The organism is Herbaspirillum sp. 3R11, from assembly GCF_004563925.1.
In the GTDB taxonomy this organism is placed as follows: Bacteria; Pseudomonadota; Gammaproteobacteria; order Burkholderiales; family Burkholderiaceae_D; genus Herbaspirillum.
In genome coordinates, this window is sequence record NZ_SPNJ01000005.1 from 13,518 (window position 1) to 25,976 (window position 12,459).

At 60.2% G+C, this 12,459-nt stretch carries 15 protein-coding genes; 12 read left to right on the top strand and 3 right to left on the bottom strand.

What is annotated here, in order from left to right:
• Window positions 1-26: 26 nt before the first annotated feature.
• Window positions 27-443, bottom strand: coding sequence for an NINE protein (locus tag E4P32_RS20115; RefSeq protein WP_116435370.1), 417 nt, complete (start codon window positions 441-443; stop codon window positions 27-29).
• Window positions 444-737: 294 nt separating this feature from the next.
• On the opposite strand from E4P32_RS20115, the gene rpsP reads away from it, so the two are divergent.
• The 11 genes from rpsP (at window position 738) to trpS (ending at window position 9,493) form a co-directional block, all read left to right on the top strand.
• Window positions 738-992: a 30S ribosomal protein S16 gene (rpsP, locus tag E4P32_RS20120; protein WP_040503873.1), complete on the top strand. Its 255-nt coding sequence runs from the start codon at window positions 738-740 to the stop codon at window positions 990-992.
• 49 nt (window positions 993-1,041) lie between these two features.
• Complete coding sequence (rimM, locus tag E4P32_RS20125) at window positions 1,042-1,623, top strand: ribosome maturation factor RimM (RefSeq protein ID WP_116435371.1); 582 nt, start codon at window positions 1,042-1,044, stop codon at window positions 1,621-1,623.
• 46 nt (window positions 1,624-1,669) lie between these two features.
• Complete coding sequence (gene trmD, locus E4P32_RS20130) at window positions 1,670-2,419, top strand: tRNA (guanosine(37)-N1)-methyltransferase TrmD (RefSeq protein WP_116435372.1); 750 nt, start codon at window positions 1,670-1,672, stop codon at window positions 2,417-2,419.
• A 142-nt stretch (window positions 2,420-2,561) separates the two neighbouring features.
• Window positions 2,562-2,945, top strand: a complete 384-nt coding sequence (gene rplS, locus E4P32_RS20135; RefSeq protein ID WP_116435373.1) for a 50S ribosomal protein L19 — start codon at window positions 2,562-2,564, stop codon at window positions 2,943-2,945.
• Between the two features lie 88 nt (window positions 2,946-3,033).
• The gene (locus E4P32_RS20140; protein WP_116435374.1) at window positions 3,034-3,699 is read left to right on the top strand and encodes a CoA pyrophosphatase; all 666 of its coding nucleotides are present in this window, start codon (window positions 3,034-3,036) and stop codon (window positions 3,697-3,699) included.
• A 213-nt stretch (window positions 3,700-3,912) separates the two neighbouring features.
• Entirely contained in the window at window positions 3,913-4,869 is a 957-nt protein-coding gene (locus E4P32_RS20145) for a CobD/CbiB family protein (protein WP_116435375.1), read from the top strand.
• Between the two features lie 168 nt (window positions 4,870-5,037).
• On the top strand, window positions 5,038-5,385 hold the full coding sequence (locus E4P32_RS20150; RefSeq protein WP_116435376.1) for a DUF3579 domain-containing protein: 348 nt from the start codon (window positions 5,038-5,040) through the stop codon (window positions 5,383-5,385).
• A 156-nt stretch (window positions 5,386-5,541) separates the two neighbouring features.
• Window positions 5,542-6,930 carry a class II fumarate hydratase gene (fumC, locus tag E4P32_RS20155; protein ID WP_116435377.1) on the top strand — a complete coding sequence of 463 codons (1,389 nt, stop codon included), beginning with the start codon at window positions 5,542-5,544 and terminating at the stop codon, window positions 6,928-6,930.
• 244 nt (window positions 6,931-7,174) lie between these two features.
• Window positions 7,175-7,507 carry a hypothetical protein gene (locus E4P32_RS20160; protein WP_116435378.1) on the top strand — a complete coding sequence of 111 codons (333 nt, stop codon included), beginning with the start codon at window positions 7,175-7,177 and terminating at the stop codon, window positions 7,505-7,507.
• A 64-nt stretch (window positions 7,508-7,571) separates the two neighbouring features.
• Window positions 7,572-8,138, top strand: coding sequence for a glycine zipper family protein (locus tag E4P32_RS20165; RefSeq protein ID WP_116435379.1), 567 nt, complete (start codon window positions 7,572-7,574; stop codon window positions 8,136-8,138).
• A 290-nt stretch (window positions 8,139-8,428) separates the two neighbouring features.
• Window positions 8,429-9,493 carry a tryptophan--tRNA ligase gene (gene trpS, locus E4P32_RS20170; protein ID WP_116435380.1) on the top strand — a complete coding sequence of 355 codons (1,065 nt, stop codon included), beginning with the start codon at window positions 8,429-8,431 and terminating at the stop codon, window positions 9,491-9,493.
• Between the two features lie 28 nt (window positions 9,494-9,521).
• On the opposite strand, the gene E4P32_RS20175 is transcribed toward trpS, so the two are convergent.
• Together E4P32_RS20175 and E4P32_RS20180 are read right to left on the bottom strand one after the other, a co-directional pair.
• Window positions 9,522-10,940: an ATP-binding protein gene (locus E4P32_RS20175; protein WP_233526698.1), complete on the bottom strand. Its 1,419-nt coding sequence runs from the start codon at window positions 10,938-10,940 to the stop codon at window positions 9,522-9,524.
• Entirely contained in the window at window positions 10,937-11,665 is a 729-nt protein-coding gene (locus E4P32_RS20180; protein WP_199525666.1) for a response regulator, read from the bottom strand. Before E4P32_RS20180 ends, E4P32_RS20175 begins: the two co-directional genes overlap by 4 nt.
• 208 nt (window positions 11,666-11,873) lie before the next feature.
• On the opposite strand from E4P32_RS20180, the gene E4P32_RS20185 reads away from it, so the two are divergent.
• Window positions 11,874-12,443, top strand: coding sequence for a Spy/CpxP family protein refolding chaperone (locus E4P32_RS20185; protein WP_116435382.1), 570 nt, complete (start codon window positions 11,874-11,876; stop codon window positions 12,441-12,443).
• The last annotated feature ends 16 nt before the right edge of the window (window positions 12,444-12,459 follow it).

The window sequence follows — 12,459 nt, forward strand, 5'->3', positions numbered from 1 at the left end:
GCCGGCAAGCGCTTCAGATATCAAGCTTAGCCGTAAGCGCCGCCGGTAAAGAGCAGGTCGAAGCTGCGCGCCATCAAGGCGATCACCGACATGGCGCCGACGCCCAGCGTCAATACCAGGATCAGCGCCAAGACCCAGTGCGATTCGGATTTCTTGCCGGATCCCTGGTTACGGGTTGCATCCCATTTTTCATCCGGCGTCAGCCCGATCACGAGGGCTTCGAGGAAGCCGCACAATATCGACAGCGCAAACAGCATGCCCATGAACAGCGGCTGCGAGTTGCTGAATGTCCAGATCAGCAGCGCCGACACCGGCAGGGTAGCCAGATGCAGCCAGCCTATCGGATCTTTGCTGCCGACCATATAGAAGCGATGGATGCCGATGCCGCCGAAAACGGCCGCCAGGAAAGTCGTGAAGGTCTTGTTCTTGTGCTGAATTGTCATGAAGCTAATTTCTCGATGGCAAAAGAAGGCGCTGGATCGGCCGGACTGCGCTCCCGAGCGCGTCGCGGTGTTGTAAAAAAACTGCGCCTAGTATAGCCGCAGGAGAGGGCGTCCCGAAGACCGTTTCGGGGCGCGCTGCCCTGAAAAGGGCAAAATCAGGCGGGAAGGTCGAAGGGAGCCGGATCTGTCCATCGGCCCGGCTCTGGCCGCTTTCCCGTATTCATCTTGCTGCGTGGCCGGTAATTCGGCTATAATCACCAGCTTTTCCGTCTTCGAACACTTTTTGGAACCATTATGGTCGTTATTCGTTTAGCTCGTGGAGGCGCCAAGAAGCGCCCATTCTTCAACATCGTGGCAACTGATTCGCGCAATCGCCGCGACGGTCGCTTCATCGAGCGTCTGGGTTTCTACAACCCGGTTGCATCCGGTAAGGAAGAATCCTTCCGTATCGCTCAAGACCGTCTGGCTCACTGGGAAGGCGTCGGCGCTCAGCTGTCCCCAACCGTTGCCCGTCTGGTCAGCGAAGCAGGCAAGAAAGCCGCTGCTTAATTGCAGCTGCATTCGATTCTGATTCCGCAATCGTATTGGTAAGGCAGGTTTGTCGCGCACAACTCAAACAGGCGTCGCAGTTCCTTCGGATCTGTTGACGGTAGGTTACATCTCAGGTGCTTATGGTATTCAGGGATGGGTGCGGGTCAAACCTTATTCAGTAGATGCAGATGCTCTGCTGGGCGCAAAAACCTGGTGGCTGGACAAGCCGGAGTTGCGTGATGTCGAGATGATGCAAGCCAAGTCCCACAGCGGTGATGTGGTGGCGAGGTTAATGGGAGTGGCTGGTCGTGATGCCGCTGAAGCGCTCAAGGGCGCCGCAGTGCAGATTGCGCGCAGCCACTTTCCTGCTTTATCCGACGGAGAATTTTACTGGGTCGATCTGATCGGCCTGGCAGTCGAAAACATGCAGGGAGAGTCCCTGGGCGTTGTCAGCGATCTGATGGATAACGGGGCTCACCCGATCCTGCGGGTTGCGGTTCCCACTGTCCCGGTTGAGGCTGAAGCTGAAGCCAATCGTGCAGGCAGCAAGGCTGCTGCAGAAATCCTGATTCCGTACGTCGACCAGTTCGTCAAGACCGTCAGTCTGGCGGACAAGAAAATCGTGGTCGACTGGGGCCTGGATTATTGATCCGGCAGCGCAATTCGTAATATTGCAAGATTAAAAAGGGTGCCGGATGCAATTTGACGTCGTCACGCTTTTTCCCGAAATGTTTGCAGCGTTGACGCAGTCCGGTGTGACCCGACGTGCGTTCGAGCAAAAGAAATGGGGTTTGTCGCTGTGGAATCCGCGTGATTTCACGACCGACAATCACCGCACAGTCGACGACCGGCCTTATGGCGGCGGACCGGGCATGGTGATGCTGGCAAAACCGCTGCAGCAGACGCTGCAGGCGGCGAAGCAGCGGCAACTTGACTTGAATCTGGCGGTGCCGCGTGTGGTGTATCTATCCCCGCAAGGCAAGCCGCTGACGCATCAGCGCGTCATGCAGTTCGTTGAAGACACCGGCGTGGTGCTGCTGTGCGGTCGCTACGAGGCGATCGACCAGCGTTTGCTGGACAGCCATGTCGACGAAGAAATCAGCCTCGGCGATTTCGTGTTGTCCGGCGGCGAATTGCCGGCGATGGCGCTGATGGATGCCGTGATCCGGCAATTGCCGGGCGTGCTCAACGACGGCAGCTCCGCGGTTGAAGACAGTTTTGTCAACGGCTTGCTGGATTGTCCGCATTACACGCGTCCGGAAGAATATGAAGGCGTGGCGGTGCCGCCGGTATTGATGGGCGGCCACCATGCAGAGATTGTGAAATGGCGACGCCAGCGGGCGCTTGAAGCGACCGCGAAGAAGCGTCCCGACCTGATCGCCAAGGCGCGCCAGGACGGTTTGCTGAGCAAGGCCGATGAGAAATTTTTAAGCAGTTTGCAGTAAAGCAGCAAAAGTAGCAGCAAAAGTGCGGATAAGGCCGGAAGACAACTGAAGGCGGCGTTCGTTGATTAACCCCATCCTCTACCGGGCAGGTCGACTCAGTCGACGAAGTGAGCGCCGGCAAGATGGCATTCGGAGTATTAAAATGGATCTGATCCAGCAATTAGAGCAAGAAGAGATCACGCGTCTCGCAAAGAACATCCCTGACTTCGCGCCAGGCGATACCGTCATCGTCAGCGTCAACGTGGTCGAAGGTACGCGCAAGCGCGCCCAGGCTTACGAAGGCGTCGTGATTTCGCGCCGCAACCGTGGTCTGAACTCCAACTTCATCGTCCGCAAGATTTCGTCGGGCGAAGGCGTTGAGCGTACATTCCAGTTGTACTCGCCACTGATCGCGTCGATCGAAGTCAAGCGTCGCGGCGATGTCCGTCGCGCCAAGCTGTACTATCTGCGTGAGCGTTCCGGCAAGTCGGCACGTATCAAAGAGAAGCTGCCTAACCGCCGTGGCACTGCCAAGGCTGAAGCGTAATCTTCGCAAAGTCTTTGATATATGCTTGAAAAAAGGGCGTCTTCGGACGCCCTTTTTGTATTCAATCCTTAATCATTAAGGTGCTGTCTTGGCAATTTTTGATCCTCTCGATCTTCCGATAGAGTCCGTCGCCGGCGAGGCGAGGCTGGATGCCGAGCGCATGCAGGAGGAATGGCTGCGCCGCCGCTTTACCGAAGAGCGCCCCTGGACGCCCGAGATCAACGTCGAGCAGCAAATCCGCCAGGTTGCCGGCACGCCGCGTCCGGCTGCCGTGCTGATGCCCATCGTGTTGCGCGAGCAGGGGCCGACACTGCTGTTCACCCAGCGCACCGCCGATCTCAAGGACCATGCCGGGCAGATCAGCTTCCCCGGCGGCCGCACCGAGCTGAGCGACGTCTCGCCGGTCGACACCGCCCTGCGCGAAACGGAAGAAGAAATCGGCCTGGCGCGCCGCCATGTCGAAGTGATCGGCTCGCTGCCCGAATATTTCACTGGCACCGGTTATCGTGTCACGCCCGTGGCCGGCCTGATCCGGCCGCCGTTTGACGTGGTGCCCGACCCGCGCGAAGTGGCCGAGATCTTCGAAGTGCCGCTGGCGTTCCTGATGGACGGCATGAACCATCAGCGCCGCACCATCGAATTGCCCAACGACCTCGGCCGCCGCACCTTCTATACCATGCCTTACGAGCGCTTCTTCATCTGGGGCGCGACTGCCGGCATGTTGCGCAACCTGTTCCATTTCTTGCGCAGCTGAGGGCAGAGCAGGGCAGGGGCCTGAAGGGCGCCGCTCATAGGGAAAATATCTCCCGTGGACAACATAAAACGTCAGGAATACTTGCTGCCGTTGTATCATTTACCTGTTTCCGCGAAGGTCGTGCGCTCTGTGCGAACTCATATTCGCTTGGCAAAAGTACTTCGATAAGCACACCAATAAGTACACAAATAAGACTCACCACAAGGCGGCTTGATGACATTTCTTTCCATACTCTTTGCGCTCCTGATCGAACAACTGAAGCCGCTGCGGGCGGACAATCCGATTTACGCCTGGATCAAATCCTTCGCGTCCCGGATTGAAAACTGGTTCAACGCCGGTCATGCGCATCATGGACGTCTGGGATGGTTTGTCATGGTCGGCGCACTGACGGTGCCGGCCGGCCTGATCTACTGGGTGTGCCTGCGCATCAGCCCGCTGGCGGCGCTGGCCTGGAACGTGCTGATCGTCTACATGACGCTGGGCTTCCGTCACTACAGCCACTACTTCACCTCGATCCAGTTGGCGCTCAACACCGGTGACGACGTTGCCGCGCGCGCCTTGCTGGCCGAATGGACCAAGGAAGACACGTCGGACCTTGATGTCAGCGAAATTTCCCGCATCGCCGCCGAAAAAGCGCTGGTTACCACGCATCGTCACGTATTCGGCGTGTTTTTCTGGTTCCTGATGCCGGTCGGTCCGGCTTTGGCCGTGATGTACCGCGTGTCGGAATATCTGGCGCGCGCCTGGAACGAGCCGGATCACATGAAGCAGGAAGTCTTCGGCCGCTTCGCCGAGCGCGCGTTCTACTGGATAGACTGGATTCCGGCGCGTTTCACGGCGGCCGCGTTTGCCGTGGTCGGCAATTTCGAAGATGCGATCTACGCCTGGCGCAATTTTGCCGATCGCTGGAAGGACGAGGCCGTCGGCATCATCCTGTCGGCCGGCGGCGGGGCAATGGGCGTGCGTTTCGGCACCCCGGCCGAGTCCGCCTCGGGCGTGCTGCCGATCGATGCCGCGACGGTCGATTCGACGCTGGAAGCAGCTGACGGCTTCCCCGGCGATCCGCCTTCGCCGCGCACGCTGCAAAGCACGGTCGGCCTGGTCTGGCGCGCCATGTTGTTGTGGATGTTCCTGCTGCTGCTGTTGTCGGTCGCCGTCTGGCTGGGGTAAAGGCAGGCAGGGTTGCCCGCAAGACAAGCTTTTGCGGGCGGTCCCGGTTGTCCAGATAGTGGTGTATCTCAAGTCTTCTATAAGATATAATACTTGGGTTTCGTCGGCTTCCATCCCAACAGGAAGGAAGCCATTTATGTGGCAAACGCCAGAGAACGAATTGCACGCATGGCAGATCCCATCAATACCACCAACGAGCCGGCACAAGAATTCATCATCATGGGTCTGACCCAGGATGGGAAGCAGTTCCGGCCCAGCGACTGGGCCGAACGTTTGTGCGGCGTCATGTCCTGTTTCCGCCCCGAAGGTTCGGGCGGTCGCAATGCTCACCTGCAGTATTCCCCCTACGTATTACCGACCATGATCAACGGCGTCCGCTCGGTCGTCGTCAACGAAGCGCTGCGCGCGCTTGAGCCGCTGGCTTATCATTTCGTCCTGAATTTCGCCAAAGACAACAACCTGCAGGTGATTGACGCCTGTCTGCTGCCGGACCCGGCCTCCCGCAAATCATCGTAACTGCAGGACGCATTGCATGAGTGTCCGGAAGCAATTGGCGGATACTGATGCAATACGTTCCAGTTGTCTCCTATCGCTCAAGCCGGCAGCGTGCGCCAGAGCCGTACGAGATGTAGCGGTTCCACGGAACCATATTTCCTGCGGAGAAGAAGCATCATGAAACATCGAATTGAACGAGACACCTTCGGCCCCATCGAGGTGCCTGACGATCGTCTGTGGGGCGCGCAAACGCAGCGCTCGCTGCACCATTTCCATATTTCCACCGAACGCATGCCGGCCGAACTGATCGTCGCGCTGGCGGCGGTCAAGCGCGCCTGCGCGAGCGTCAACCGCGACCTCGGCAAACTCGACGCCAAGAAGGCCGAAGGCATCCTCGCGGCAGCCGATGAAGTGATCGCCGGCAAGCACCCGCTGGAATTCCCGCTGTCGGTCTGGCAGACTGGTTCCGGCACACAAAGCAACATGAACATGAACGAAGTGCTGGCCAATCGCGCTTCGGAACTGCTGGGCGGCGTGCGCGGTGAAGAGCGCAAGATCCATCCCAACGACGACGTCAACCAGAGCCAGTCGTCCAACGACATCTTCCCGACCGCCATGCACGTGGCGGCCGCGCTGGCCATCGCCACGCACCTGGTGCCCAAGCTGCACAAGCTGCGCGCGACCCTGGAACGCAAGTCGGAAGAATTCAAGGACATCGTCAAGATCGGCCGCACCCACTTGCAGGACGCCACGCCACTGACGCTGGGCCAGGAGTTCTCGGGCTATATCGCGCAACTCACGCATGCCGAAATGGCGATCATTTCGACGCTCAACGCCGTCAGCGAACTGGCGGCCGGCGGCACTGCGGTCGGCACCGGCCTCAACGCGCATCCGGAATTCGGTGCGCGCGTCGCCGCCGAACTGGAGAAGCACTACGGCTTCCCGTTCAAGACTGCGCCCAACAAGTTTGCCGCACTAGCCAGCCATGACGCCCTGGTGTCGGCGCACGGCGCCCTCAAGACATTGGCGGCGGCGCTCATGAAGATCGCCAACGACGTGCGCTGGCTGGCGTCCGGCCCGCGTTCCGGCCTCGGCGAAATCACCATCCCCGAAAACGAACCGGGCAGCTCGATCATGCCGGGCAAGGTCAATCCGACCCAATGCGAAGCGCTGACCATGCTGTGTGCGCAAGTGTTCGGCAACGACGTCGCAATCAACATCGGCGGCGCTTCCGGCAATTTCGAACTGAACGTGTTCAAGCCGGTGATCGTGCACAACTTCCTGCAAAGCGTGCGTTTGCTGGCCGACGGCATGGACAGTTTCGACGACCATTGCGCGCAGGGCATCGAAGCCAACCGCGACCGCATTGCCGATCTGATGGAGCGTTCGCTGATGCTGGTGACCGCGCTGGCGCCGCATATCGGTTACGACAAGGCCGCCAAGATCGCCAAGCAGGCGCATCATGACGGCACCACGCTGAAACAGGCTGCGCTGGCGCTCGGCTATGTTACCGAAGAGCAGTTTGCGCAATGGATCAAGCCGGAAGAAATGACCGGGCCGAAGTAATTTTCAGCGGTCTTTAAGCCTGTTTTTTTATAAAATTTCCGTTTGACCGACACGCCGCTTCCTGCAAGCGGCGTGTTCGTTTCCGATTCCCGGAAACCCGCATGTATCCGGCTTTGTAGCGCCATGTACAGGTTTCTTAAATAGGGTTACGAATTGAAACAAAGCCGTTGAAACCTTGCCATTTTGCGTATATTGAATGAAGCGGGATGGCGCGTGCCGTCTCCACGAAATACGCGAGGCGAAGATGAAAAAAGCAGCTTTGTTGGGATTGCTTGCGCTGGGTTGCATGGCGGCAAGCGGGGCAAGTTCCGCGCACACCCGTTTCGGTGTGTACATCGGCGGTCCGCTGTGGATACCGCCGCCGGCCTACTATCCGGCCCCGGTCTATTATCCGCCGCCGGTGTATGTCCAACCCGCCGCGCCACCGGTCTACATCGAGCAGGGTCCGGCGCAGAGCAATTACTGGTACTACTGCCAGGAAGCCAAAGGCTATTACCCGTATGTCCAGAGTTGCCCGAGCAACTGGATGAAGGTTGTGCCGAACGGCCCGAATGGCGGACAACCGCCGCCGCAATAAGGCTAAAGCGTGGCCGCCAACAAACTTCAGACCAGTTGCAGATAGCCTTTTCAAGGATTACATCGTGAAACCACTCCATAAAACAGCCGGTACGCTCGGCGCGTTGACAGCTTTGCTGGTGCTGGGCGGCTGCGTCAGCGTCCCGACCGGCCCCTCGGTCATGGCCATGCCGGGCAACGGCAAGTCGTACGAGCAATTCCGCAGTGAACAGCAGCAGTGCCAGCAATATGCCCAGGACGCCATCGGCGGGCAGGCGCAGTCGACGCAGAACAATGCCACCAACAGCGCTGTCGCGGGCACCGCGATCGGTGCCGTAGCGGGTGCGTTGATCGGCGCAGCTTCGGGCAATGCCGGCGCAGGTGCTGCGATCGGCGCCGGCGGCGGTCTGCTGGTCGGCAGTGCGGCCGGTAGCAACGCATCGGCAGGCGGCAACTATTCGATGCAGCAACGCTACGATATGACCTATAGCCAGTGCATGTACAGCAAGGGCAACCAGATCCAGACGCAGCAACAGGCCACCACGGTCTACAGCTATCATCCGCGGCGCTACTATTACGCACCGCCGCCTCCACCGCCCGGTTACTACGGCCCGCCGCCGGGATATTACGGTCCGCCACCGGGCGCGTATTGACAGCCTGATCTTCCAAAACCGCCTCCTGCAAACGAGGCGGTTTTTTCTTGGAAAGTCGGTCGGGCAGGGCTTTTTGCGCTGCATCATGGGCAAGGCTTGATGCTATACTTCGCCGATGCAATACAGAATTCATCCCTCACTACAACTCCAGCATTGGTGGCGCACCTGATTCGGGTGGCCCGCTTTTGCACAGCTTTGTAGTACAGCTTTTGTCAATGTGATGCCGCCGGTCCGGGCGGCATTGTTTTATGCGGCGAGACTGGCAGCGTTCCGAAATTACCGGAGTGACCATGTCCTTGAATGTTTCGCCTGCGTCTGCAGCACCTTCAACTTCCAGCGTTTCCAACAAGCCGTCCGCGCGTCCCATTGTTTTGACCGGCGACCGTCCGACCGGTCCGCTGCATCTCGGCCATTACATCGGCTCGCTGGTGTCGCGCGTGCAGTTGCAGGACGAAGCCAGCCAGTTCCTGCTGCTGGCTGACACCCAGGCCATGACCGACAACGTCGGCCGCCATCAGAAAGTCACCGACAACGTGCTGGAAGTCGCGCTCGACTATCTGGCCGTCGGCATCGATCCGGAAAAATCCACCATCTTCATCCAGTCGCAAGTGACCGAGCTCTACGAGCTGTCAATGCACCTCCTGAACCTGGTCAGCGTGTCGCGCCTGGAGCGCAATCCGACCATCAAGGAAGAGATCCGCCTGCGCGGTTTCGAGCGCGACATCCCGGCCGGCTTCCTGACGTATCCGGTCAGCCAGGCCGCCGACATCAGCGCCTTCAAGGCCACGCTGGTGCCGGTCGGCAACGACCAGTTGCCGATGATCGAGCAGACCAATGAACTGGTGCGCCGCTTCAACAATGTGGTCGGCAAGGACGTGCTGGTGGAATGCAAGGAAGTGCTGTCAGAAACCGGGCGCTTGCCCGGCATCGACGGCAAGGCCAAGATGAGCAAATCGCTGGGCAATTCAATCGCGCTGGGTGCTTCGCCGGCCGAGATCAAGCAGGCCGTGCAGCGCATGTACACCGATCCGAATCATTTGCGCGTCGACGATCCGGGCCAGGTCGAGGGCAACGTGGTGTTCGCCTTCCTTGATGCCTTCGAGCCGGATCGGGCGGCGCTGGAAGAGCTCAAGCAGCACTACCGCCGCGGCGGTCTCGGCGACAGCGTACTCAAGCGCCGCCTGGAAGGCCATCTGCAGGAATTGCTGGAGCCGATCCGCACACGCCGTGAACAATGGCAGCAGGATCGCGGCGAAGTGATGGCGATCCTGCGTCGCGGCACCGAGCGTGCGCGTGCGGCAGCCGCACAGACCGTGTCGGAAGTGCGCGGCGCGCTCGGCCTGAACTACTTCTAAATTACTTTCAACTGATCCGGACGGGCGCTCAACGCGCCCGTTTTGCCTGCTTCAGCGGCAGCGACAGCAAGACTTCCAATCCACCCTTGGCATGGTTGCGCAGATCCAGCAAGGCGCCGTGATTCTCCGCGATATTGCGCGCAATCGTCAGCCCCAGGCCGGTGCCGCCGGTGTCGCGCGAGCGCGATGTTTCAAGCCGGTAGAACGGTTCGAACACGGTTTCCAACTGGCCTTCAGGAATGCCGGGGCCGTGGTCGCGGATGCGGATTAGCACCCGGTTCGGCAGCAGGTCGTCGAGCGCGATCGATACCTCGGCGCGCTGGCCGTACTTGAAGGCGTTGTCGAGCAGATTGGTCAGGCAGCGGCGCAGTGCATTGGGTTGGGCCACGACAAAGGCGCGCGTGCGGCCCGCCAGCTCAACCTGCTGACCGGCGTCAGACGCATCGGCGCACACGCTGTCGAGCAACGAATCGATATCCAGCCGCTGCATCGCTTCAGACGAATCCATGCTGCGCGCCAGATCCAGCCCTTCCCGCACCATGCCTTGCATCACCGCAAGATCATCCACCAGTTTTTGCTGCAATTCCTTGTCTTCCACTTTTTCCAGGCGCAGGCGCAGGCGCGTCAGCGGCGTCTGCAAGTCATGCGTGATCGCCGCCAGCATGTGCGTACGGTGCTGGATCTGGCGCCGGATACGCATCTGCATGGCGTTGAAGGCCTTGGCAGCCTGGCGGATTTCGCTCGGACCTTTTTCGGCCAATGGCGGGTGGTCGATGTCGCGTCCCAGTTCAGTCGCCGCACTGGCCAGATGCTTGATCGGACGTGCCGCCATGCGCGCCACCACATACGCCAGCATCGCAATCAATATCAGGAACAGCAGGATGTACGGGCTGCCGTAAGGACCCACGCCGCGGCCGCGCAGCGAAGGCGGGTCGCCCGGCATGTGCAGGCGCAGACGCAGCAGCGCCTTGTCGCGCAGGCTGACATAGATGACGCGGCAGGTTTCCATGCGCGGTCGTTCGGCGCGGGCCGGACCATCCGGAGGAGCGTTGCGCGGCTTGCGCGGCGCGCAGTCGGTCTCGCGCTGGACCACGATCTGGCGATCCTCCCCCAGCCGCGATTTCAGCATGTCGGCCATCGGGCTGGTGCTCGGGCTCAGCGTGTCGCCGACTTCATTGACGAAGGCCGCTTCGAAGCCGAAGTTGTCGGCCGCGTGCAGGACCACGTCGCGCGCCTGCGGGGTGAGCGGATCGAGCGCCTGCACCACCTGCTCGACGCGCTCGGCGACGTGCTGGTAGCGCAGTTCGCGCATGGTGCTGCGACGCTCGTTGGAGGCCAGCCAGGTGGTCGTGACGGTCGCCACCAGGATGCCTGCCAGCAGGATCAGGAATACGCGATTGCCGATCGAGCCGACAAACTCGCGCAAAGGGGCGAAGAGATGGTTCATCCGACGTCTTCCTGTGTCACGGTGGTGGCCAGCACATAACCCTCGTTGCGGATGGTCTTGATGATGGTCGGGGTACGGGCATCGTCGCCCAGTTTCTGGCGCAGGCGGCTGATCTGGATATCGACCGAGCGATCAAAGGGATCGGCTTCGCGGCCCTGGGTCAGTTCCAGCAACTGATCGCGGTTGAGGATGCGGTTGGGATGGTCGAGGAACACCTTGAGCATGCGGAATTCCGCGCCCGACAAGGCCACCACCACGCCGTCCGGGTTGAGCAGATGGCGCGCAGTCAGGTCCAGCGTCCAGCCGGAGAAATGCATGGTCTTGGCATCCGGCCGCATCATGCTCGGCGGCAGCGCCTGGGTCCGGCGCAGCACGCTGCGTATGCGCGCGAACAGTTCACGCGGCTCGAACGGCTTGGCCAGGTAATCGTCGGCGCCCATTTCCAGTCCCAGGATGCGGTCCAGCGGTTCGCCGCGCGCGGTCAGCATGATCACCGGTACGTTCGATTGCGCGCGCAGGTTGCGGCACAGCGTCAGGCCGTCCTCGCCGGGCAGCGTCAGGTCCAGCACGATCAGGTCCACCCGCGATTCGTCGAGCACCTTGCGCATGTCGACGCCGTTGGTCGCCGTCAGTGTGCGAAAACCATTGGCGTCGAGGTACTCCGCCAGCAAGGTGCGGATTTCGCGGTCGTCGTCGACCACCAGAATGTGAGAATTTGTATCCATGGCAGCCATTATGACTATTCCAAAAAGTGGGGTGACGCTGAATTGTATATTGGGATAACAGGCAGCCCTCCAGACATAGAGCGAAACAAAGCAGCCGTCGGCATATACAGAGAGATACAAATCGTGCGACAAGCGAAAAACCGCGGTTACACCTGAAGAGTTAAATGTGAACTGTGCAGATAACGCACCCAACACGAAAGGAATCACCATGTTGAATCTGAAAAAACACCTGATGATCGGCGTCGCCGCCGCAGGTATCGGTCTGACCGCCATGTCTTCGTTCGCCCAGATGCCGCCGGCAGGTCCGGGCGGCCCAGGTGGTCCAGGCGGACGTCATATGCCGACTCCCGAACAGATCGCCAAATTCGAGCAGCACCGCGCCAAACGCCAGGCAGCCTTGCACGACAAACTGAAGATCACCGCAGCCCAGGAAGGCGCCTGGAAGACTTTCACCGACAAGACCACGCCGCAGCGCCCGGCCACGCCGCCGGCCCATCCGAGCAAGGATGAATGGAACAAGCTGACCACGCCGGAACGCCTGGACCGTCATCTGGACCGGATGAAGAAGATGGAAGCCCGCATGACGGATCGTATCGCCGCCACCAAGGAGTTCTACGCCGTCCTGTCACCTGAGCAGCAAAAGGTGTTCGACCAGGAATTCCGCAAGATGGAAGAGCATCGCTTCAAACACGGCCGCTTCGGTGACCATGGCGGTGACCACGGCCGCGATCACGGCAAGCCGGGTGCTCCTGCAGCCGCGCCTGCTCCAGCCAAGTAAGCAACAGCGGCAATTC

Coding starts and splice junctions, on each gene's coding strand:
- E4P32_RS20115 (WP_116435370.1), bottom strand. CDS start 443: ATGACAATTCAGCACAAGAACAAGACCTTCACGACTTTCCTGGCGGCC.
- rpsP (WP_040503873.1), top strand. CDS start 738: ATGGTCGTTATTCGTTTAGCTCGTGGAGGCGCCAAGAAGCGCCCATTC.
- trmD (WP_116435372.1), top strand. CDS start 1,670: ATGCAATTTGACGTCGTCACGCTTTTTCCCGAAATGTTTGCAGCGTTG.
- rplS (WP_116435373.1), top strand. CDS start 2,562: ATGGATCTGATCCAGCAATTAGAGCAAGAAGAGATCACGCGTCTCGCA.
- E4P32_RS20145 (WP_116435375.1), top strand. CDS start 3,913: ATGACATTTCTTTCCATACTCTTTGCGCTCCTGATCGAACAACTGAAG.
- E4P32_RS20150 (WP_116435376.1), top strand. CDS start 5,038: ATGGCAGATCCCATCAATACCACCAACGAGCCGGCACAAGAATTCATC.
- fumC (WP_116435377.1), top strand. CDS start 5,542: ATGAAACATCGAATTGAACGAGACACCTTCGGCCCCATCGAGGTGCCT.
- E4P32_RS20160 (WP_116435378.1), top strand. CDS start 7,175: ATGAAAAAAGCAGCTTTGTTGGGATTGCTTGCGCTGGGTTGCATGGCG.
- trpS (WP_116435380.1), top strand. CDS start 8,429: ATGTCCTTGAATGTTTCGCCTGCGTCTGCAGCACCTTCAACTTCCAGC.
- E4P32_RS20175 (WP_233526698.1), bottom strand. CDS start 10,940: ATGAACCATCTCTTCGCCCCTTTGCGCGAGTTTGTCGGCTCGATCGGC.
- E4P32_RS20180 (WP_199525666.1), bottom strand. CDS start 11,665: ATGGATACAAATTCTCACATTCTGGTGGTCGACGACGACCGCGAAATC.
- E4P32_RS20185 (WP_116435382.1), top strand. CDS start 11,874: ATGTTGAATCTGAAAAAACACCTGATGATCGGCGTCGCCGCCGCAGGT.